At 43.9% G+C, this 22,625-nt stretch carries 18 protein-coding genes; 10 read left to right on the top strand and 8 right to left on the bottom strand.

Going from position 1 to position 22,625, the window contains the following annotated elements:
• The first annotated feature begins 88 nt into the window (after positions 1–88).
• A complete protein-coding gene (locus OCV19_RS10865; protein WP_010437227.1) occupies positions 89–709 on the top strand; it encodes a YecA/YgfB family protein in 621 nt (206 codons plus the stop codon).
• Positions 710–831: 122 nt separating this feature from the next.
• On the opposite strand, the gene dsbB is transcribed toward OCV19_RS10865, so the two are convergent.
• A complete protein-coding gene (dsbB, locus tag OCV19_RS10860) occupies positions 832–1,341 on the bottom strand; it encodes a disulfide bond formation protein DsbB (RefSeq protein WP_016767669.1) in 510 nt (169 codons plus the stop codon).
• Between the two features lie 147 nt (positions 1,342–1,488).
• Complete coding sequence (nhaB, locus tag OCV19_RS10855) at positions 1,489–3,081, bottom strand: Na(+)/H(+) antiporter NhaB (protein WP_016767668.1); 1,593 nt, start codon at positions 3,079–3,081, stop codon at positions 1,489–1,491.
• A 637-nt stretch (positions 3,082–3,718) separates the two neighbouring features.
• On the opposite strand from nhaB, the gene fadR reads away from it, so the two are divergent.
• Positions 3,719–4,558, top strand: a complete 840-nt coding sequence (gene fadR, locus OCV19_RS10850; protein ID WP_010437230.1) for a fatty acid metabolism transcriptional regulator FadR — start codon at positions 3,719–3,721, stop codon at positions 4,556–4,558.
• A gap of 192 nt (positions 4,559–4,750) precedes the next feature.
• Here fadR and OCV19_RS10845 read toward each other — a convergent pair whose 3' ends face one another.
• Both OCV19_RS10845 and metG read right to left on the bottom strand, forming a co-directional pair.
• Entirely contained in the window at positions 4,751–5,230 is a 480-nt protein-coding gene (locus OCV19_RS10845; RefSeq protein WP_065676825.1) for a YehS family protein, read from the bottom strand.
• A gap of 220 nt (positions 5,231–5,450) precedes the next feature.
• Positions 5,451–7,511 carry a methionine--tRNA ligase gene (metG, locus tag OCV19_RS10840; protein ID WP_052879003.1) on the bottom strand — a complete coding sequence of 687 codons (2,061 nt, stop codon included), beginning with the start codon at positions 7,509–7,511 and terminating at the stop codon, positions 5,451–5,453.
• A 158-nt stretch (positions 7,512–7,669) separates the two neighbouring features.
• Between metG and apbC the strand changes: the two genes are divergently transcribed.
• The 3 genes from apbC (at position 7,670) to OCV19_RS10825 (ending at position 11,878) form a co-directional block, all read left to right on the top strand.
• On the top strand, positions 7,670–8,746 hold the full coding sequence (gene apbC / locus OCV19_RS10835; protein ID WP_065676826.1) for an iron-sulfur cluster carrier protein ApbC: 1,077 nt from the start codon (positions 7,670–7,672) through the stop codon (positions 8,744–8,746).
• A gap of 257 nt (positions 8,747–9,003) precedes the next feature.
• Positions 9,004–9,645 carry a uridine kinase gene (udk, locus tag OCV19_RS10830; protein ID WP_004734002.1) on the top strand — a complete coding sequence of 214 codons (642 nt, stop codon included), beginning with the start codon at positions 9,004–9,006 and terminating at the stop codon, positions 9,643–9,645.
• Positions 9,646–9,751: 106 nt separating this feature from the next.
• Positions 9,752–11,878, top strand: a complete 2,127-nt coding sequence (locus OCV19_RS10825) for an AsmA family protein (protein WP_065676827.1) — start codon at positions 9,752–9,754, stop codon at positions 11,876–11,878.
• 220 nt (positions 11,879–12,098) lie between these two features.
• Here the strand turns inward: OCV19_RS10825 and cobO are convergent, their stop codons facing one another.
• Entirely contained in the window at positions 12,099–12,704 is a 606-nt protein-coding gene (gene cobO / locus OCV19_RS10820) for a cob(I)yrinic acid a,c-diamide adenosyltransferase (protein WP_048610567.1), read from the bottom strand.
• 84 nt (positions 12,705–12,788) lie between these two features.
• On the opposite strand from cobO, the gene OCV19_RS10815 reads away from it, so the two are divergent.
• Positions 12,789–13,238: a low molecular weight protein-tyrosine-phosphatase gene (locus OCV19_RS10815; RefSeq protein ID WP_065676828.1), complete on the top strand. Its 450-nt coding sequence runs from the start codon at positions 12,789–12,791 to the stop codon at positions 13,236–13,238.
• A 114-nt stretch (positions 13,239–13,352) separates the two neighbouring features.
• On the opposite strand, the gene OCV19_RS10810 is transcribed toward OCV19_RS10815, so the two are convergent.
• Together OCV19_RS10810 and rne are read right to left on the bottom strand one after the other, a co-directional pair.
• Positions 13,353–14,900: a SulP family inorganic anion transporter gene (locus OCV19_RS10810; RefSeq protein ID WP_019823563.1), complete on the bottom strand. Its 1,548-nt coding sequence runs from the start codon at positions 14,898–14,900 to the stop codon at positions 13,353–13,355.
• Between the two features lie 258 nt (positions 14,901–15,158).
• Positions 15,159–18,308 carry a ribonuclease E gene (gene rne, locus OCV19_RS10805; RefSeq protein WP_065676829.1) on the bottom strand — a complete coding sequence of 1,050 codons (3,150 nt, stop codon included), beginning with the start codon at positions 18,306–18,308 and terminating at the stop codon, positions 15,159–15,161.
• A 618-nt stretch (positions 18,309–18,926) separates the two neighbouring features.
• On the opposite strand from rne, the gene rluC reads away from it, so the two are divergent.
• Positions 18,927–19,871: a 23S rRNA pseudouridine(955/2504/2580) synthase RluC gene (rluC, locus tag OCV19_RS10800; protein ID WP_017054981.1), complete on the top strand. Its 945-nt coding sequence runs from the start codon at positions 18,927–18,929 to the stop codon at positions 19,869–19,871.
• A gap of 251 nt (positions 19,872–20,122) precedes the next feature.
• Here the strand turns inward: rluC and OCV19_RS10795 are convergent, their stop codons facing one another.
• Entirely contained in the window at positions 20,123–20,704 is a 582-nt protein-coding gene (locus OCV19_RS10795; protein WP_065676830.1) for a Maf family protein, read from the bottom strand.
• A gap of 149 nt (positions 20,705–20,853) precedes the next feature.
• Here OCV19_RS10795 and yceD point away from each other — a divergent pair, with 149 nt between their 5' ends.
• From yceD to plsX, 3 genes are read left to right on the top strand one after another with little or no spacing between them, the layout of a single operon-like run.
• Positions 20,854–21,381, top strand: a complete 528-nt coding sequence (gene yceD, locus OCV19_RS10790) for a 23S rRNA accumulation protein YceD (RefSeq protein ID WP_065676831.1) — start codon at positions 20,854–20,856, stop codon at positions 21,379–21,381.
• A gap of 35 nt (positions 21,382–21,416) precedes the next feature.
• Positions 21,417–21,587 (top strand): 50S ribosomal protein L32, encoded by a 171-nt coding sequence (rpmF, locus tag OCV19_RS10785; protein ID WP_004737376.1) that lies wholly within the window; start codon positions 21,417–21,419, stop codon positions 21,585–21,587.
• 9 nt (positions 21,588–21,596) lie between these two features.
• Positions 21,597–22,622: a phosphate acyltransferase PlsX gene (gene plsX, locus OCV19_RS10780; protein WP_017062152.1), complete on the top strand. Its 1,026-nt coding sequence runs from the start codon at positions 21,597–21,599 to the stop codon at positions 22,620–22,622.
• The last annotated feature ends 3 nt before the right edge of the window (positions 22,623–22,625 follow it).

Raw genomic sequence — 22,625 nt, 5'->3', positions numbered from 1 at the left:
GTCGGCATAACGGCTTCAGCGGTTAATAGCGACAGGTTAAGCCTGATAACGTTATAATGGGATAAATGATCTAATAAATAGAGCTTTCATGACATATCAATTATTAAACTTACCTGAATCTACGACTGACATTACTCCTCAATTTATCGAAGGGGCAATTCTTGCTTCTAACCTTGCGACTAAGCCATTAGATCCAGAAGCGTGGCTGGCTGTCATTGCTCCTGAAGCTGGCAAAGAATTGGTTTCAATGGTGACTGAGCAAATTAACCGTCAACATAATCTAATTCAGCGTAATGAATATTTACTGACTGATGTGTTGGCTGATGGCGATTTTAATGAGCAGTTCGCCGATTTCGCTGAAGGTTTTATGATGGTTTGGCCTACTGTGGAAGAGCAATGGCAAACAGTGACGATGGCTGATGGCACTCTGCGTATGTTACAAGCGCTCCTAACAACTCTCATGTTAGCGATTGATGAAGAACAAACTCAGCAGCAAATGATTGCGGCTGGGCTTGAAAACCCACCATCACTTCAAGATTTAGTGGGGCAGGTTGATCTAATGATTTCAGAGGTGGCATTGGCGGCTGATGAAGCTATGTTAGGCAATAAATCGCAGAGCGTGAACCCATTCAAAGGTATTGGTCGTAACGACCCTTGCCCATGTGAAAGTGGCAAAAAGTTTAAGCAGTGCTGTGGCAAAAACAGCTAATCACGGCTTGTTGAGTAACTCAGCTTGAGTGAGTAGTTAACTTCCTTTAAGTGATGAAAAGCTTAAGCGATAAAAAAGTCGACCTTGTAGTCGACTTTTTTGTTCTATTTTAAAGGTCTGTATTAGTCGTTTTTCGATTTGAAAAATTGAGAAATGATAACAAAACCACAAGCAATTAAGTTACCGGCAAAGATAATCACTAGCCATTGAGGCATCGACAGGTCTAAGAGTTGCCAAACGACTTTACTGCAGTCGCCGTAAGCTTCGAACATCCACGGGGCCCATTGGTTTAATGGTGCCCAACTAGGGAAGGTTACGAATAAATCACAGGTAGCGAAAGGAGACGGATTAAACTGGTAGTCAACGTGCTCTAACGCAAGCATTAAACCTTTATAAGCACCAAATCCCCAACCAGCAAGGCCTAGCCAGCGTGATACTGGGTTATTAGGAGCAACAGCGCCAATGATTGCCGCGACGCCGATAGCAAGCATAGCAACGCGCTCATAGATACACATTACACAAGGGCCAAGCATCATCACATGCTGAAAGAAGAGAGCGCATGCTTCAAAAAATACAATAAAAGCCAGCAATAAAAGCCAAGATAAACGTCCCTTAGAGAAGTCTTTGAGCATTATAAAAAAATTCACGAATTTAATCCTGTCTATAAAATAAAAAAGCCCTGAATACTCAGAGCTTTTTATCTTGGATAAGTTTCCTAATCAACTAATATTTTTGATTAGTTAGTTATACTTGTTGTGGTTTTTGACACAGTGTTTAGCTTAGTGACCGCCAGAGATAACTGGAGCAATGACTTCACCAGTTCGGTGAATAATCCAACCTGCATCATAAAACCATGCTGTCATTGGTTCAACGAAGAACACAATACCGGCAAGGCCAACCAGTGCCAACACGATAGTATATGGCAGAGCCATGATGACCATGCGGCCATAAGACAGTCGAATTAACGGAGCAAGTGCTGATGTTAATAGGAATAGGAATGCAGCTTGGCCGTTTGGTGTAGCAACCGAAGGTAAGTTAGTACCTGTGTTGATAGCAACAGCAAGTAAGTCAAATTGGTCACGAGTTATGATGCCTTCAACCAAAGCAGTTTTCACTTCGTTGATGTAAACCGTACCTACGAACACGTTATCCGAAACCATCGATAAGATACCGTTGGCTACATAGAAGAGGGCTAACTGTGCGCCTTTATCTTCAACGTGAAGTACTGCATCGATCACTGGCTTAAATAGTGATTGGTCGATGATTACCGCAACTACAGCGAAGAAGACAGCCAGAAGTGCTGTAAATGGTAGCGCTTCTTCAAAGGCTTTACCCATTGAATGCTCTTCGATAACGCCAGTAAATGCCGTTGCTAAAATAATAACTGAAAGACCGATCAAACCCACTTCAGCGACGTGAAGCGCCAAGCCTACAATAAGCCAAACTGCGATTGCACCTTGAACCCATAGTTTTGCAACGTCTTGCTTGGTACGATTTGCTCGTTCTTTGTTGTCGAACTCAACTAAGATTTGGCGAACGTTATTTGGCAATTTTGCACCGTAGCCGAACACTTTGAATTTCTCTACAAGCGCACAAGTTAGAATACCGCAGACGAATACAGGCAGTGTTACTGGTAGCATACGGATAATAAACTCACCGAATTCCCAACCTGCTTGTTTAGCAATTACTAGGTTTTGCGGTTCGCCTACCATAGTCATTACACCACCTAACGCGGTACCAACACCAGCGTGCATAAGCAGTGAACGTAAGAAAGCGCGGTAGTTTTCTAAATCATCACGTGTTAGTTCGGAGATCTCTTCATCATGAGTATGATCGTGCGCAGACGTTGTGCCTTTACCTGATGCTACTTTGTGGTAGATAGAGTAGAAGCCAACTGCAACGCTAATAACGACCGCGATTACTGTCAGTGCATCTAGGAAGGCAGACAAGAAAGCAGCGGCAACACAAAACGCAATAGAGAGTAAAACTTTGGACTGGATGCCGAGCAGTATCTTCGTGAAAATGAACAGAAGCAGTTCTTTCATGAAGTAGATACCAGCAACCATGAACACCAATAAGAGTAATACAGGAAGGTTTGCTTGTAGCTCGTGATAAACCATTTCAGGCTTGGTCATACCAATGGCGATGGCTTGAATTGCTAATAAACCACCAGGTTGAAGAGGGTAGCATTTTAGCGCCATAGCTAGCGTGAAAATAAACTCAACCACCAATAGCCAGCCCGCAACAAATGGGTCAACTAGGAAGAAAACAAACGGGTTGATGATTAAAAAGGAAATGATGGCAAGTTTATACCAATCAGGAGCCTTACCAAGGAAGTTCTTGATAAAAGCGTTTCCGAGAGACATCGGCATGTTAATACTCTTTTATGTTGATTATGAATAGACAAGCAATACAACATTTGAGAATCGAGTTATGTATTTGTTAAAACACATAACTAACAGTGACTTAGAAAAACTACATTCCATGTAATGTTCTGTGGTCTTGCCAAGTCACTCCCTTAGAAACTCAAGCACTGCTAATTTTTGAGCGCAACTCTACTCTTAGATAACATTTAGTCAACAGGAAAAGCCCTGCTGCACTAAAAATACCCCTTTTTTATCGAGAAACGCGATCAAAGTAGCGCAAGCATACCACTTAAAATGTGATAAAAACCGACTAGAATCAATATTTGAGCGAAATGATTGAAATTTACATGATAGAAGCGGTTTATATATGATTATTACAACTTAACATTGCAATTTAGTGGTTTTAAAAATATGACCAACATCATTGATTTAAAAGGAAATTTGTTGTGTTAATAATTTGTTGAAATGGTGGTTTGTAGTTGCTTGCTTTCTAAAGCTAAGTTGCAAACGTGTGCTGAACTTTAGAGTTTTAACTCTACTCGTGTTTTGGGGGAGTAAAACTTTTGAGGGTGTTTCCGCTAGGTGTGACTAGTGGTATGATGAGTAAATTAAAACAGAATAATTAAATTGGATTGAAGTGTAGATGGTCATTAAGGCGAAGAGCCCGGCAGGATTTGCAGAGAAGTATATTATTGAAAGTATTTGGAATGGCCGTTTCCCTCCAGGTTCTATCTTGCCAGCAGAGCGTGAGCTTTCCGAGCTGATTGGCGTTACACGGACTACGCTTCGTGAAGTACTTCAGCGTCTTGCACGTGATGGTTGGTTGACAATCCAACATGGCAAGCCAACGAAAGTTAATCAGTTTATGGAAACCTCAGGTCTTCATATTCTCGATACATTGATGACGTTGGACGTGGATAATGCAAGTAAGATGGTAGAAGACTTGCTTGCTGCTCGAACGAATATCAGCCCTATCTTTATGCGTTACGCATTCAAATCAAATAAAGAAGCTTCAGAGCGTACGATCAGTAATGTGATTGAATCTTGCGAAGCGCTACTTGCGGCACCAACGTGGGACGAGTTTTTAGAGTCTTCACCTTATGCTGATAAGATCAAACAATCAGTGAAAGAAGATGTAGAAAAAGATGAAGCGAAACGTCAGACGATACTAATCGCGAAGACTTTTAACTTTTATGACTACATGCTTTTCCAACGCCTGGCATTCCATTCAGGCAACCAAATCTATGGCCTGATTTTTAATGGTGTGCGTAAATTGTATGACCGAATTGGCAGTTACTACTTCTCTAACCCAGAAGCTCGACGCTTGGCGATGGACTTCTATAAAGAGTTGTTCATTATCTGCGAGAGCGGCCAACGTGAAAACTTGCCATTAGTGATTCGTAACTACGGCATCGCAAGTGCACAAGTTTGGAATGAAATGAAAACGACATTACCAACGAACTTCACTGAAGACGACAGCTAAGCCATAGGTTTCTAGTGTTGTTCCTGTTTAGTCGGTGACGTAAAGAAAACGAAAAAGCGGCGAGATAAGTCAATTATCTCGCCGCTTTTTATTTATCTGTCGTTGCTAGAAAATTATCCGTGAGTCAGTTACTTACCTATGACGAGTAATTTATCTATGTGTAGCGACTTAAAATTTATCTAGGATAGTAACTTACCCCGCAAACTCTTCTGAGTCTGGACGGTTGGTAAATTGCACACCGTTTAGAAAATCGCAAAGTAGTTGGTCTTCACACACTTTGTAGTTTTTGTTTTCTGGCTTGCGGAAGTAAGCGCCGATTTCGTACTTGCTCAAGCTAATGCCAACCACTTCTAGTACGTCCAAAACATCTTCTGCTTTCATGTTTAATGCGATACGAAGCTTCATGAAGATCATGTTGTTGGTAAGTGCAACTTCAGGTTTAGGTTGCTCGCCTTCTTTTTTGCCACGCTTAAAGTTGATGAAACCATTTAGGAATACCGCTAACTCTTTATCTTTCATCTTAGAGCATGACTTGTCGTTGTCGTCTTTTAGCCAGTTTATCACTTGGTCATGAGCAACGGTCACATCAGCTTGTTCGATAGCTTTGATGATTTGTGCATTTTTAAGGTTTAGTGCGTGTTGAATACGACGCAAGATTTCGTTGTTAGTCACTGGGAATTCCTAAAAAGGGTTTTAGAGTAAAGAGGTGCTGGTTTCGCCTATTTTTTTCGACGAACCAATTTCTACTCTACATAGCATAGTTGACGGCGACTCTAACAGAGAACGCTAATTTTCGGTAGATATAAAAAATCCCCAATGCTGATTCACTCTTTCAAGTCAAAATGCATTAGGGATTTAGTGATGAGTGCTTGTTATCTGACAGGAGCTAGAATTACATTACACGCATACCAGGTTGAGCACCTTCGTGTGGCTCAAGGATCCATAGGTCGCTGCCGCCAGGACCCGCTGCTAGGATCATGCCTTCAGACATACCAAACTTCATCTTACGAGGTTTTAGGTTTGCTACCATTACAGTTAGCTTGCCTTCTAGCTCTTCAGGTTTGTATGCTGATTTGATACCAGAGAATACTTGGCGAGTCTCACCACCGATGTCCAGTTGGAACTTCAGTAGTTTGTTCGCTTTTGGTACTTCTTCACAAGAGATGATACGAGCAATACGCATGTCTACTGCAGCAAAGGCATCGAACTCAATCTCGTCTGCGATTGGCTCTTTGTCTAGCTCAGTTTGGCTTGCTTGTTCTTTTTCAGCTTCTGCTTTTTCTTTCGCTGCTGCTTCAGCGGCTGCATCTTCTTTAGAAGACTCAACCATGGCTTCCACTTTCTTAGGGTCAATACGGTTGAATAGCGCTTTGAACTTAGTGATCTCGTGATCAGTTAGCGGAGTAGCAATCGCTTCCCACGTTAGCTCTTCGTTTAGGAAAGCTTCAGTGCGAGCGGCAAGCTCTGGCATCACTGGTTTCAGGTAAGCCATCAGTATGCGGAATAGGTTAATACCTACAGAAGAAACTTGTTGAAGCTCAGCTTCTTTGCCTTCTTCTTTTGCAAGAACCCAAGGTGCTTTTTCGTCGATGTACTGGTTAGCTTTATCCGCTAGTGCAGTGATTTCACGGATAGCACGGCTGAATTCACGAGTTTCGTATAGCTCACCGATACGCTCAGCAGCAGCAACGAATTCGTTGTATAGCTCAGGCTCTGCAAATTCAGCAGCTAGCTTGCCTTCAAAACGCTTAGTAATGAAGCCAGCGTTACGAGAAGCTAGGTTAACAATCTTGTTTACTACGTCAGCGTTTACACGTTGAGTGAAGTCTTCAAGGTTAAGATCTAAGTCATCGATGCGGCTGTTTAGTTTCGCAGCGTAGTAGTAACGTAGACACTCAGGGTCTAAGTGGTTTAGGTACGTGCTTGCTTTGATGAATGTGCCTTTCGACTTAGACATCTTCGCACCGTTCACTGTTACGTAGCCGTGTACGAATACGTTGTTTGGCTTACGGAAACCTGCGCCGTCTAGCATTGCTGGCCAGAATAGGCTGTGGAAGTAAACGATGTCTTTACCGATGAAGTGGTAAAGCTCAGTTGTGCTGTCTTTCTTCCAGTATTCATCGAAGTTTAGATCGTCACGTTTGTCACATAGGTTCTTGAAAGAAGCCATGTAGCCAACAGGTGCGTCTAGCCATACGTAGAAGAACTTGTCTTTTTCGCCTGGGATTTCAAAGCCAAAGTAAGGTGCATCACGTGAGATATCCCACTGTTGCAGACCAGACTCAAACCATTCCTGCATTTTGTTTGCAGTTTCATTCTGTAGAGAGCCAGAACGAGTCCATTCTTTAAGCATACTTTCGAACTGAGGTAGGTCGAAGAAGAAGTGCTCAGAGTCTTTCATTACTGGAGTTGCGCCAGAAACCGCTGATTTAGGGTTAATCAGTTCAGTTGGGCTATATGTCTCACCACAGTTATCACAGTTATCACCATACTGGTCTTCTGATTTACACTTAGGGCAAGTACCTTTTACGAAGCGGTCTGGTAGAAACATCTCTTTCTCAGGGTCGAAAAGCTGAGAAATAGTACGGCTAGAAATGAAGCCGTTCTTTTTAAGTTCTAGGTAGATGTGAGAAGCCAGTTCACGGTTCTCTTCGCTGTGTGTGCTGTGGTAGTTATCAAAGCTGATATCAAAGCCAGCGAAGTCTTTTTGGTGCTCTTCACTAACAGCAGCGATCATCTCTTCTGGTGTGATACCCATCTGTTGAGCTTTAAGCATAATTGGCGTGCCGTGAGCATCGTCAGCACAGATGAAGTTTACAGTGTTGCCACGTAGACGCTGGTATCGAACCCAGATATCAGCTTGGATATGCTCAAGCATATGACCAAGGTGAATAGAGCCGTTAGCGTACGGAAGCGCACAAGTTACCAAAAGTTGTCTTGGATCAGTTGCCATACTTAATAATTCGCTTTTTTGATAGGTATAAATTTTGAGAGGTAATACTACTTTATAACGTGTGATACGCCAAGGTATCAGACAAAGGATTCCCCTAGTTTTTTAGGGGTTCAGTCTTTATCTCGTGGGTGATAGCATAAATAAAAAAAGGAGCCCCAATGCGTAACTTTACTTCTAAGCAAGATTTCTGTTCATGGTTGAATGAGTTCGAGTCACCAATCCTCATCCCAGAGTGGGCGCTACACCAAAATATTGTATCGGTTGATCCGCGTGGATCATTTGTTATCACCTTACCTTTTGCCGCTAATCAGCTTGCGGTTGAATTGGAACAGTGGATTCACTCTCAGATTGAACAACAGCTTGTTAGCGCTTTTCAGTTTGAAGTAAAAGTGAAACCGTCTGCGCTGGAAACCACAGTGGCGACGCCATTGAAGGGTGTTAAGAATATTATTGCCGTGACGTCGGCAAAGGGTGGGGTGGGTAAATCAACGACTTCAGTAAACCTTGCGCTCGCGCTATCTAAGTCAGGTTCAAAAGTGGGTTTGTTGGATGCGGATATCTACGGCCCATCAGTGCCTATGATGCTCGGCCAACTAGACGCGAAACCAGAAGTACAGAACAACAAATGGATGATGCCCATCGAGGCACATGGCATTTTTACCCACTCAATTGGCTATCTTGTTTCGAAAGATGATGCGGCAATCTGGCGTGGCCCTATGGCAGCGAAGGCTTTGGGGCAGCTTGTTAATGAAACAGTATGGCCAGAGTTGGATTACCTTGTGATCGACATGCCACCGGGCACGGGTGATATTCAGTTGACGTTGTCGCAACAGATCCCGGTGACGGGCGCAGTAGTGGTGACCACTCCTCAAGATTTGGCATTAGCGGATGCGCGTAAAGGTGTCGCAATGTTTGATAAGGTAAGCGTGCCAGTGGCAGGCTTAGTTGAAAACATGAGCTATCATATTTGTAGTCACTGTGGTGAGAAAGAGCATATCTTTGGTGCTGGTGGTGCAGAAGCGATGTCAGAAGAATTTTACCTCGATATTTTGGCACAGATCCCTCTTCATATTGGTGTGCGAGAAGACATCGACGCAGGTTGCCCTACGGTGATTCGTCGTCCAGATAGTGAACATACACGTCACTACTTAGAGCTTGCAGAGAATGTGGCTGCGAAGATGTTCTGGACCGGCAAGGCGAGACCAGAAGCGATTAACTTTTCTTTGGTTGAATAGCGAAAGATAATCAAAAAGTTGTGTTAATCATGTTGGATTAGATAAATAGCGGTTGGATTTAGGCTGATCGCCATTGGGGTTGTGCAAATAGTTGTAGGCAAGTTATTTGAAAGCAAACGATTGCATTCATTAAATGCATTGATATCATCAATTTGACTGCAATTAGCTAAAATGGCGACTAGAATCTATGTGCTTTAGCCCCTATAATCAGGCGGTTTATCTCTTCCCACCACCAAACCATATCGGGTGCAAAATTAATGTCTGATAATAATCAATGTGTCATCGTAGGTATCGCTGGCGCTTCAGCTTCAGGAAAAAGTCTGATTGCTAGTACAATTTATAATGAATTGCGCGAAAAAGTAGGCGACCATCAAATTGGTGTTATCACGGAAGATTGCTATTACAGCGACCAAAGCCACTTGAGTATGGAAGAGCGTGTTAAAACTAACTACGATCACCCAAATGCACTAGATCATGATCTTTTATGTGAACATCTACAGCAGCTAATGAGTGGCAACGCCGTAGAAGTTCCTGAATACAGCTACACAGAGCACACACGTACTTCTGAAACGACTACACTTACTCCAAAGAAAGTGATCATTTTAGAGGGTATTCTGCTTCTAACAGACCCGCGTCTTCGTAAACTAATGCACGCAAGTGTGTTTATGGATACACCATTAGACATCTGTCTACTACGCCGTGTTAAGCGTGATGTAGAAGAGCGTGGTCGCACAATGGACACTGTACTTAAGCAATACCAAGAAACAGTACGTCCAATGTTCATGCAGTTTATCGAGCCTTCAAAACAACATGCAGACATCATCGTTCCTCGTGGTGGTAAAAACCGTATTGCGATTGATGTGCTAAAAGCGCACATTGCGAAGTTGTTGAAGTCTTAATCGAATAAAATTTTGCCTAAGTGACTCACTTAGCTTTATTTTTTACCGAATCAGTGGCACTTTTATAGTGCCACTTTCTTTTGGAATCTAAGCAAGGAATATGCGGATGAAGAAACTACTCATTTTCATAGCTGTACCAGTGTTTGTTGTAATTGCAGCAATTCTGGCACTAGTGCTGTTAGTGAATCCCAACCAATTTAAGCCATTAATTGTCGAACAAGCTCAAAAACACACCGGCCTAGAGCTCGTGATCGAGGGTGATATCAGCTGGCAATTTTTCCCATCCATTGGCTTTGAACTTGGTCAAACTGAATTACGTAACCCAGAAGGGTTCACCCAACCGAACCTATTCAAGGTTGATACCGTTGGCGTTGATGTTTCGGTTACTCCGCTATTTAGCAACCAACTAGAGATCGGCAACATTACTCTAGATGGTGCAGAATTCTATTTAGAAACGCTTAAAGATGGTCGCAAGAACATTGATGCACTAACGCAAGCGTCAGCGCCTCAAGAATCTGAGCCAGTAGCAGACACAAGTTCTGAATCAGCGCCTGCCCCTCAAGAGCAAACTACCACAGACGCATCGGGTTGGACGATCAACCTTGCAGGTGTCACTGTATCAAACGCATTGTTTGAAATGGACGACAAGCAAGCGGGTTCATTCACTAAGTTGTACGATGTGTCTTTGAATCTTTCTGAGTTTGCCGTTGATACATGGACAACCGCGACGTTTGCGGCTTCTGGTGAAAACAATCAACAGAAGTTCTCTGCGGAAGGTAGCGCAGAGTTCAAGTTAGCTGAAGGCTTCGCAAGTTACGCACTTCGTAATATCGACTTAAACGCTAAGTTCAATGATCCAGCGACGTCGATTGAGTCAGCAAAAATTGGCTTGAATACGTTCGAGTTCGATAAGGTAAACCAACTGACTTACGCTGTAATCGGTAACGCGGCTGGCCTTGACCTTGATCTTAAAGGTGGCGGTGAACTTACGGTTGATAGCGCGATTTCAAAAGTAACGCTGAACAAATTAACGTTAGACTCAACATTCAAAGGCGACACGCTTCCTCAGTCTCCAATGAAAGTCGACATGCTGTCTGACTTAAGCTTCGATCTGAACAAGAGCCACCTGAGCTTTGTGTTAGAGAAGCTACAAGCTAACGCTATTGCATTAGACGGTAAAGCAGACGTAACCCTATCTGAAATACCAAAGGTTCGTTTCTCTCTTCATAGCCCGAATATTGATTTGGACGAGTTCCTAGGCTTAGGCAATACAACAGAAACAGCAAGCACTGCTCCTTCTGGTTCTGCTGGTGGCTCAACGTCAAACTCTGGTAGTTCAGCTCCTGCTAAAGAAGTGGAACCTGATCTGTCGGCTCTGAAAACGTTAGACGTGAAAGGTGACATTACGATTGATAAGTTCAAGGCGAACAACGCGAAAATGCAGAATGTTAAAACGGCATTTTCGGTTAACCGTGGTATCGCAGAGCTAACTTCATTCACATCGAATCTTTACCAAGGCTCTATTTCAGCTACGGCTAAGCTAGATGCTCGTAAAACACCGGCGACTTACACGGCTAAGAAGAAAATTAAAGGCGTGAAAGTACAACCGTTACTGGTTGATGTTGCAGAGAACGATATGCTGGAAGGTACCGGTAATATTGATGTCAACGTGAAAGGTAAGAGTCTAACTCCGACGGGTATCAAGAAAAACCTAGTCGGTACTATCGCGATTAACTTTGAAGATGGTGCAGTTAACGGCATTAACGTAGCTCAACTGATTCGAGAAAACTACGCTAAGATCAAGGGCGAGAAAGTTGAAAGCACAAATGAAGCTCAAAAAACGGACTTCAGTGCAATGAAAGCGACACTGAAAGTGGACAAAGGTTGGGTTTCAACGAACGACTTATCTGCACAGTCGCCACTGTTACGTGTGACAGGCCAAGGTAAAGCGAACTTCATTAATGAGACTGTAGACTTCCTTGTTAGTACATCGATTGTGGGTTCACTTGAAGGTCAGGGCGGTAAGAGCATCGATGATCTGAAAGATGTGACTATCCCAATTAAGGTAACCGGCCAATGGGCTGACCCGAAATTTGCACTTGTTTTTGATGATGTATTGAAACAGAAAGCACAGAAAGAAATTGACCGTGGTGTGAACAAGCTAACGGACAAGATCAAAGACGAGAAAACCAAAGAAGCCGTAGATGGTTTATTGAAAGGTTTCTTTAACTAAACGTTTTTAACTCGTATATAAAAGAAGCGCTATTCCTATTGTAGGAGTGGCGCTTTTGTTTGGATGCTTATAATACTTTCGAGAGATTCCCTATGACACGCGTCACTCGCTCTAGGGAATGACGATAGGTTTCGTCCTTTGTTCAAGGGAGTGACAGTCTAGTGATCGTCATCCTTGAGAGGGAAGAATGACCGAGTCGGGGAGCTCTGGTTGAATGCGATTACCAATCCACGCCTTGAAGCGCTTTTACACCAGATTCGAAAGCGTGTTTAACGTTACGAACTTCAGACACGGTATCAGCCATGTCGGTTAAAGTGCGGTGCGCTCCACGGCCAGTAATGATCACGGACTGCATTTTCGGACGGTTGTTTAGAGCTTCTACCACTTCATCCAGTTCAATGTAGCCGTAACTCACCATGTAAGTCAGCTCATCAAACAGAATCACATCAATCGACTCATCGGCTAGCATACGCTGACACTCTTTCCACACGCGCTGTGCGGCTTCTATATCTTGAGCTTTGTTTTGAGTTTCCCAAGTAAAGCCGGTGCCCATTACTTGGAACTCTACGTCGAGCTTTTGGAGAACGTTCTTTTCACCGTTATCCCATGTTCCTTTTACAAACTGAGCGACGGCACATTTCTTACCATGACCGACTGCACGTGTAATCGTACCAAAACCGGATGTTGATTTACCTTTACCGTTACCAGTAATGACCAGCAATAGGCCTTTTACTTCTTGTGCTGCAGCGACACGTGCATCGACTTGTTCTTTTACTTTCTGTTGTCTTGCTTTGTGGCGTTGTTCTTTGTTGTCTTCAGTCGACATAACAAATCCTTTTAAGTTGTGATTGCGCCTATCATAGCCTAACTTAACGATAGCAAAAACCATCGGAAGAACAGGTGATTAGGGATGAAAAAGATACTCGTAGTTTGTATGGGGAATATTTGCCGTTCGCCAACAGTTGAAGCGGTGTTAAGGAAGAAAGCCCAACAGTTGGATATTGACGTTGTGGTCGACTCTGCAGGGACGATTGGTTTTCATCAAGGCAACCCGCCAGACTCACGTTCCAAATCTGTAGGAGAGAAGCGAGGCTACAGCTTTAAGGGGATTACTTCTCGTAAAGTGGTAGATAATGACTTCGAAGAATTTGACCTGATACTCGCGGCCGATAGGGCGAATCTAGATGACTTAATGAGCCAGTGCCCAGTTCACCTCCAATACAAGCTTGCGCTATTTTTGAGCTTTGGAGAGTCACAATATCAAGAGATCCCCGATCCGTATTATGGTGAGGGAAATGGCTTTGAATTGGTGTTGGACTTAATCGAAGAGTCTAGCGAAGCGATACTGCGTTCAATGTAGTGTAGGAACAATGTTCGTCGTTTGGTGATCAGCGCAAGGGCTGACCGATAGGTATAAAAAAGGCCGACATTGAATGTCGGCCTTTCTAAATCTAACTTAAAGCTACAGCTAAGATTACTTAGACATTACTTTGTAGATTGGGTCTTCTGCAACGTTAGCTTCAACTAAGCTACCTGCCTTGTGCAGCATAGCAACACAGTCTTGGCTTAGGTGGCGAAGGTGAAGTGTTTTACCTAGCGCCGCGTAACGGTCAGCAATCGTGTCGATCGCTTCAATAGCAGAGTGGTCAGTCACGCGTGAGTTTGCGAAATCAACGATTACATCTTGTGGATCGTTGTATGCGTCAAACAACTCTAGGAAGTTAGCCGTTGAACCAAAGAAGATTGGGCCGTTAACTTTGTACTCTTTTGAGCCTTCAGCGTTTACAGACGTGTCTGCGTAGATGTGTTTAGCATGTTGCCAAGCGAACATTAGCGCTGAAGCTACAACACCAACACCTACTGCTACAGCAAGGTCAGTCAGTACGGTTACCACGGTAACAAGAACGATAACGAAGAAGTCTTGCTTAGGAACGCGACGCGCAAGCTTGAAGGTTGCCCATTCAAATGTGCCGATAACAACCATGAACATTACGCCCACAAGTGCTGCTAGAGGAATCATTTCAATCAGTGCAGAACCGAACAGGATGAACATCAGTAGTGCAACTGCGGCTACGATACCTGAAAGACGACCACGACCACCTGAGTTTACGTTGATCATCGATTGACCGATCATCGCACAACCACCCATCGCGCCGAATACAGAACACGTTACGTTAGCCATACCTTGACCAACACATTCACGGTTAGATTGACCACGAGTGTTTGTCATTTCGTCTAGTACTGTCAGTGTCAGCAGAGATTCAATCAGGCCGATAGCCGCAAGGATAATTGCGTAAGGCAGGATGATCTGTAGTGTCTCTAAAGAAAACGGAACAGCAGGAATTGAGAATGTTGGAAGAGAGCCCGCTAGCGTAGCAGCTTCGTCACCAGACATTGTACGCAGGAAGTCGACAACAGTGCGAGTTTCAAGGTCAAGACCCACAACCAAAGCCGTTACTGTAACAATAGCAACCAATGAAGATGGTACCGCTGTTGTTAGCTTAGGTAGGAAGTGGATGATAGCCATTGTAAGGGCTACTAGACCTAGCATTAGTGTCATTTGACCGCTTGGTAGCCAAGTCAACGCACCTGTTACGTCTGGCGCTTTAAATTGACCAAGCTGAGCTAGGAAGATAACAATAGCCAAACCGTTCACGAAACCAATCATTACTGGATGTGGAACGATACGGATAAATTTACCTAGTTTAAATACACCCGCTGCAATTTGCAGAAGGCCAGCCAGCATAACGGCTGCGAATAGGTATTGAACGCCATGGGTTGCCACTAGGCTCACCATTACCACCGCCATTGCGCCAGTTGCACCAGAAATCATACCTGGACGGCCGCCAAAGACAGAAGTGATTAAACCTACGATGAATGCTGCGTAAAGACCGACCATTGGGTCAACGCCAGCAACAAAGGCGAATGCTACAGCTTCAGGTACCAGAGCTAGGGCTACTGTAAGACCTGAAAGCACGTCATTCTTTACAGAGTGCTTTGAAAATTGTGGGAATTCGAACATGTTTGCTCAGCTATGCTTAAGATGGATTTACCGACACGGGTGTATTGCGTAGCCAAACAGTGATGGAAAAGAGCGGCAATAGCGAAATGTCGAAAAGATAAGTGCGCGAATGCTACCCAAAAATGTGATTAAGTTCAAGGTTGAACCTAACTTTGAGTAATATATCTGTTAATTTCTATTCGATTAGTAGATATGAAAAAGGCTGCTTTAATAAGCAGCCTTTGATTCTATTTACCTGCGATTATCTATCAGCAATCACTAGTAGTTTGGCTTAGTCATCGCCGCGCCAGCTTTGTTCGACGCTGCCTGACTGCCTGCACCTTTCGATACAAAACGTTCAGTGCGGAACGGAGCTGCAATCACTTCAATCTCTTTGATCTCTTGAGGACCAGGAGCTTTAGTCATTGGTGAACCGGCTTGCTTCTTAGCAACAGCTGCCTTTGGTGCCGCTTTAGGAGCTTCTGCTTTAACAACAGGTGCTTCTTCAACTTTTGCACTTTCAGCTTTAGGCGCTTCAGCTTCAACAACTGGTGTTGCTTCTGCTTGCACAGCTTCTGCTACAACAGGCGCTTCAACTTTCGTCGCTTCTGCAATCACTGGAGCTTCAACTTTCGCGGTTTCAACAACCACTGGTGCTTCTTCAACGACTGCAGGAGTCTCAGCTACCTGAGCTTCAACAGCAGCTTCTTCGCGACGGATAATCACTTTGCCCATAGCTAGTTCAGGACATGCGAAGCCGCCAGCCATTGCTACGTTGCTTTGTGCTGCCGTCTCAAGAGCAACATTCTGCTCTTGAACCGATGTTTGAGCTTCAGCTGCTACTTGAACTTCAGCCACTTCAGGTTTTGCCTGCTTGTGGTGAGGTTTTGGAATGAAGCGAGGCATCACTTTACCCATAGCCATCTCTGGAGAAGCTACACCACCTTTACGTAGGCGGAATGGGTTAGGGCGACGATCACGACCGCGACGACGACGTTGACCACTTGCACGTAGGTGACGTGGAGAACGACGGTTACGACGTTGTTTCGGCTCTTCCTGTTCAGTTTGCTTTGCATTCGCTTGAGTCGCTTCTACTTGTTCCGCAACTTTTTGCTCTTGAGCTACTGACTGTTCTTTTGAAACAGATAGTTCTTTAGCTGCAACTTGCTCTTTTGAAGCATTATCTTCAGCTTGAGCTTGCTGGTCTTTAACACGAACTTGCTTGTTCAGTTTACGACGCTGACGACGCTCTTTAATCTTAGCTGCTTTCGCTTCAGGCTTAGCCTTAGGCACTTCCGGTTTTCCAGCTTGTGCTTCTGCCGCTAGCTGTAGACCTTCTTCTGCTAATTTAGATGGTGCTTGCTCTTCGCGTTGCTTCTGCTCATCACGTGGCTTGTTGCGACGGTCTTGCTTAGGCTTGCGAGGCTGACGAGTTTGCTGTGGAGCTGCTTCTTTTTGCTCTTCAGGCTTCTCATCACGAGCTGGCTTACGACGGCGTTTGTTGTCACGGTTTTCGTTACGATTGTCGCCACGTTCACCACGGTCGTTACGCTGTTCGCCACGCTCACCACGTTGGTTACGACGACGGTTATCGTTACGATCACGGCGTTGACGGTTGCCGTTGTTGCGATTGTTTTTAGGTTTTTCTTCTTCTTTCTTCTCTTCTTCTTTTTTCTCTTCTTGAGTTGAAGAGCCAAATAAGAAGCTACCGATAGCTTTGAAGAAACGACCAATTAGGCCTGGTTCTTGAGTCGCGGCTGGTTCAGCTTTCTTCTCTTCTACAGCTTTAGGTGCTGGAGCAGGAGTTGGTGCTGATTGAGCAGGAGCTGCGAAGCCTTTCAGAGCAGGTTCTTCGATCTTCTTAGGACGAATAGTCTGTTCAGCAGGCTCTTTGCTTTCCGCTTCTTTTAGAGCTTCTAGCTTGTTAGGCAGCAAGTAAGATAGTAGATCGAACTCTTCACCTTCACGAACACGGATAACCTCAAAATGCGGCGTTTCCATGTCTGAGTTAGGAACAACAGTGATCTTAACTTCTTGGTTCTTCTCGATGTGGTTTACTGAGCGTCGTTTTTCGTTCAGAAGGTAAGAAGCGATTGGAACAGGCACAACAGCAAGCACTTGTGCTGTGTTGTCTTTTAGAGCTTCTTCTTCAATCAAACGTAGAACAGAAAGTGCTAGAGATTCGTTATCACGAACAACACCAGTACCTGTACAACGAGGACAAATGTGGTGGCTTGCTTCTGCTAGTGATGGGCTCAAACGTTGACGAGACATCTCTAGAAGACCAAAGCGAGAAATACGACCAATCTGAACACGTGCGCGATCTAAACGAACGGCATCACGTAGACGGCTTTCTACTTCGCGTTGGTGGCGAACCGGAGTCATATCGATAAAGTCGATTACAACAAGACCACCTAGGTCACGTAGACGTAATTGACGTGCAATTTCATCGGCAGCTTCTAGGTTAGTGTTCAGTGCTGTTTCTTCAATATCGCCGCCCTTTGTTGCACGAGCAGAGTTGATATCGATAGAAGTCAGTGCTTCTGTTGGGTCGATTACGATAGAACCACCAGATGGAAGACGAACTTCACGTTGGAAAGCAGATTCGATCTGGCTTTCAATCTGGTAATGGCTGAATAGTGGCACTTCACCATCGTATTTTTTAACGCGATTCATGAAATCTGGGCGTATTAATTGAATGTGCGCTTGTGCACGTTCAAAAATAGTATTGCTGTCGATTAGAATCTCGCCAATATCACGACGTAGGTAGTCACGAATTGCGCGAACAATAACGTTACTCTCTTGATGAATTAGGAAAGGAGCTGCATTTGAATCAGAAGCTTGCTTGATAGCGCCCCAATGATTCAATAGAACATTCAGGTCCCACTCTAGCTCTTCTGCGCTTTTGCCAACACCCGCTGTACGCACGATTAAGCCCATGCCTTGAGGAAGCTCAAGAGTGCTTAATGCTGCTTTCAGTTGAGTGCGTTCATCACCTTCGATACGACGAGAAATACCGCCAGCACGAGGGTTATTAGGCATAAGAACTAAGTAACTACCAGCTAAAGAGATGAAAGTTGTCAGTGCAGCACCTTTGCTACCACGTTCTTCTTTCTCTACTTGTACGATTACTTCTTGGCCTTCTTTTAGCACTTCTTTAATGCTAGGACGGCCTTGGTATGTATAACCTTCAGGGAAGTATTCGCGGGCAATTTCTTTAAGAGGGAGGAAACCGTGACGTTCTGCGCCGTAATCAACGAATGCCGCTTCTAGGCTTGGCTCAATACGGGTAATACGTCCTTTGTAGATATTCGCTTTCTTTGACTCGTGACCTGGACTTTCGATATCTAGATCGAACAGTCGCTGGCCGTCAACCAAAGCGACACGCAACTCTTCTTTTTGAGTTGCGTTAATTAACATTCTTTTCATTTAGAAATTCTCATTGTCTTTTCTTATTTTCATCATTGTTCTTATCGCTTTATTTCGTTTCTCATGGTGCCAGATCCCATGGCTTTATCGGTGCAGCCTCCCGGCTGGAGAGGGATGCTCTGGGGCACGTCAGTCATCATAGGGAGTTAGCCTATGATCCGCGATGTGGCGGTGAATACTCAACATGAGTGTACGTGAGTAGAGCGATAAGGAACTCAGTTGACCGTGTCTTACGCCGATTGCAGCACTGTCTAATCTGAGTTATCTACTCATTTACTTGCTTATGAATGGTTGGCTGTTTAAATAATAGTCAAACCACTGATAGCAGCTGTGAACTATAGCAGCGGTCGGTAAACACAGCAATCTGCTTTGTCGGAATGCTGTAAAAAAAACAGTTTTTGTTTGGGTTTTGATAGCTCTAACTCACTGTCTATAAATAATTTATCAATTGATATTTTAATTTGCAGGAATCTTGGTGCTTTTTTGTTCGAAGAATCAAAGAAATATAGAACTTCAACGACCATTTTGGGATAGATCGGTAAGGATTAGGGATAAATAAGTTCGGAATAGGGCTAAGAAAATCTCAATTATCAAAAGTGACAGTGATACAATAGCGCAATGAGCGAAATTAGAACCCAAGTCCAATTTGTCGACATTGACGAAGATATGGCTGGTCAGCGTATTGATAACTTCTTACGCAACCAATTAAAAAACATCCCGAAAAGCATGATTTACCGAATCGTGCGTAAAGGCGAAGTCCGCGTAAATAAAAAACGCATTAAGGCTGAGTACAAACTAAAAGCTGGCGATTTAGTTCGTATCCCTCCGGTTACTATTGAAGAGAAAACAGAAGAGAACGTGCCGAGCACGAAACTCAACAAGGTTTCAGAATTAGAACAGTGTATCATCTATGAAGATGATCACATGCTGATTCTTAACAAACCGTCTGGCACTGCTGTTCATGGTGGTAGCGGATTAAAGTTTGGCGCGATTGAAGCATTACGTGCGCTTCGCCCTGATGCTCGTTTTCTTGAATTAGTGCACCGTATCGATAGAGATACGTCTGGCATTTTGCTTGTTGCTAAGAAGCGCTCGGCGCTAAGACACCTTCAAGCACAGTTCCGTGAAAAAACGGTTCAAAAATACTACTTCGCTTTAGTCATGGGCGAATGGAAAAACAGCTGTAAAGTCGTCAACGCACCTTTGTTAAAAAATGAAGTGAATAGCATTGTACGAGTGAACCCGAATGGTAAAGCTTCTGAAACCCGTTTTAAGGTTTTAGAAAAATTCCAAGAAGCGACGTTGATTCAAGCTAGTCCAATTACAGGCCGTACACACCAAATTCGTGTGCACGCGCAGTATACTGGTCACCCAATTGCTTGGGATGATCGCTACGGTGATCGTCGTTTTGACGCTTACACGGGTAAGGTTGGTCTTGATCGTCTGTTCCTACATGCAGCAAACATCAAGTTCACACACCCAGGTAGTGAAGAGAAGATGGATATCTCGGCGCCAATGGAAAGAAGGCTAGAGAAAGCCCTAACCGGTTTACGTAAGCTTTAAGAAGATACGAGATTTTTCGTGAATTGAGTATCAGACGCATCAAATGAAAAAGGTTGACGAATATCGTCAACCTTTTTTGTTTTCATCTGTTGTAGAAGATCCCCAAGCCGCTCGTTCCTCGTTCTTGAGGATGACGATTTTTTAAAATCACGTTCTATATCATTAGCTGATTAGATAAAATTGCGTGTTCCGTCATTCCCTAGACTGGCGAAGGAAGGAGTAGAGAATTTCTAACAAAGAGATCGTATCCGTTATAGTACACTCATTCCTTGTGTTTCTAACATATCGACGAGATCGATCAGCGGTAAGCCGATCAAAGTATTCGGATCTTTACCTTCCATCTGTTTAAACAACGCGATGCCTAACCCTTCACACATAAAACTGCCCGCGCAGTAATAAGGTTGTTCTTTCTCGACATAACTCATGATCTGTTGCTTAGTTAAATCGCGGAAATGCACAACAAAGGTGTCGAGACGCGTGTCAGCTTCATTGGTCTCGTTGTTCCAAACCGAAAGCCCAGTATAAAAAGTAATGCTCTTGCCGCTTTGACGAGATAACTGCTCGATCGCTTTTTCTCGGGTATGAGGCTTACCTATGATCTCTCCATCAATCACACAAACCTGATCAGAACCGATGACTAAGCTAGGTTGCTCCAATGCACAAGACTTAGCTTTTGTCTCAGCAAGGCGCATCACCAGCTGTTGAGGCGTCTCTTCAGGAAGCGGCGTTTCATCGCAGTCTGGCTTGGCTGTAATGAAGCTTAACTGTAGTTTTTTGAGGATCTCTTGCCTAAATGGTGATGTAGAAGCTAAAACTAGTTGGTAATTTCTCATTTTAATTTACAATTCAAGGAAGCATTTATCTCAGGATAACGTAACTTGTCCTGCTATTCATAATGCTCTGAATAGGAAAGGCAGGAAAGTACATTTTTTTTGCCATTTCCTTTGACTAAACACGATTTGGAAGATAAGATTCGCGCCCTATGCAAAAGGAAAAAATACCGCGTACAGTTGATCCGGCAAGAACGGCTCAAAAACGACTCGATATGGATGGTATCATTCAGGTCAGTCTTTTGAAGCGTTTAACTGAAGCAACTGAAGGCGTAAAACGTGACGCGCAAGTCTCAATGTCATTTGGGCTTGATGAACAACGATTAGTCGTTATCTCTGGTAAAGCTAACGTCGAAGTCGATTTAGAGTGTCAACGTTGTAATGAGGTTTTCGCACATGAGTGCGATGTCCAATTTTCTTATACTCCTGTTTACAGTGAGAAAAGTGAAGAGGAAGCACCGGAAGAGTACGATTTGGTAGATCTGAACGAGTACGGTGAGTTAGACCTGATTCAATTAGTTGAAGACGAGTTCATCCTTGGATTGCCACAAATAGCAATGCACGACGATGCGAAATGTAGCGTTAACTCAAATAACTTGGTGTTTGGTGAACTTCCTGAAGAAATTGAGGAAGACAAAAAGCCGAATCCATTTGATGTTTTAAAAAGCTTAAAGAAGTAATTGCTTCTTTAAGAATTTACATAGGAGTAGGGTCAATGGCCGTACAAAAGAGCAAGAAATCACGTTCAATGCGTGGCATGCGTCGTTCACACGATGCGCTAACTACAGCTGCACTTTCTGTAGACGCAACTTCAGGTGAAACTCACCTACGTCACAACGTGACTGCCGAAGGTTTCTACCGCGGCAAAAAGGTTATCAACAAGTAAGGTTGACCTTTGCAAAATCTAACCGTTGCGCTTGATGCAATGGGCGGGGACTTCGGTCCTCGTGTAACAGTGCCTGCCGCCGTGCAGGCACTGTCGTATTTCCCAGAGCTAAAAGTCATTCTAATAGGTGATCGAAACGCGATCACATCTCAATTATCTTCATTAGGTCGAATGCCTGATTCTCGTTTGAGTATCCAGCATTGTGATCGAGTCATTTCCAATTCTGAAAAACCTTCACTAGCCTTACGTAATAGTCAGGGTAGCTCTATGCGTGCCGCTATCGATCTGGTTGCCGAATCACAGGCTGATGCTTGTGTGAGTGGTGGTAACACTGGCGCACTGATGGCTTTATCCCGTTTCAGACTCAAGCTTCTTCCCGGTATTGATAGGCCTGCATTGGTTTCAGCTTTGCCTACTGCATCCGGAAATCGCACATGGATGCTTGATTTAGGGGCGAACGTTTCTAGTGACGCAGATTCACTGTTTCAGTTTGCTGTCATGGGCAGTGCATTAGCAGAACAACATTTAGGTCGCGCACCACGTGTCGCTATCTTGAATATCGGTGCTGAAGAAATTAAAGGCAATGACCTTGTAAAACGATGCGCTGAAATGTTGTCTAATACTCAGTCTGTGAACTTCATAGGCTATATTGAAGGTAATCAATTACTTCAAGATGCTGCTGATGTCGTCGTATGTGATGGTTTTGTGGGCAATGTCTGCTTAAAAACGTGCGAAGGTACGGCTCAGCTCTTTATTGATAAGCTAAAAACGCGCATGATGGCTTCAACAATAAAGGGGTGGATAGCCAGAATGCTGTTTTCTGAGCTATTTACTGAATTAAAAACCTTGAACCCCGACCAGTATAACGGCGCAAGTTTGTTAGGATTGCGCGGCATTGTCATTAAAAGTCATGGAAGTGCTGATGTGTCTGCAGTCGTCAACGCGATTGGTGAAGCAGTACACGAGGTCAAACGACAAGTCCCCAGCCGCATTAGCGATCGTTTGGAAGCGGTTTTACTCGAGAGGCATTATTAGTCT

Origin of the sequence: Vibrio celticus (assembly GCF_024347335.1) — a bacterium.
Taxonomy (GTDB): domain Bacteria; phylum Pseudomonadota; class Gammaproteobacteria; order Enterobacterales; family Vibrionaceae; genus Vibrio; species Vibrio celticus.
This window is presented reverse-complemented; position numbering and strand designations above follow the sequence as displayed.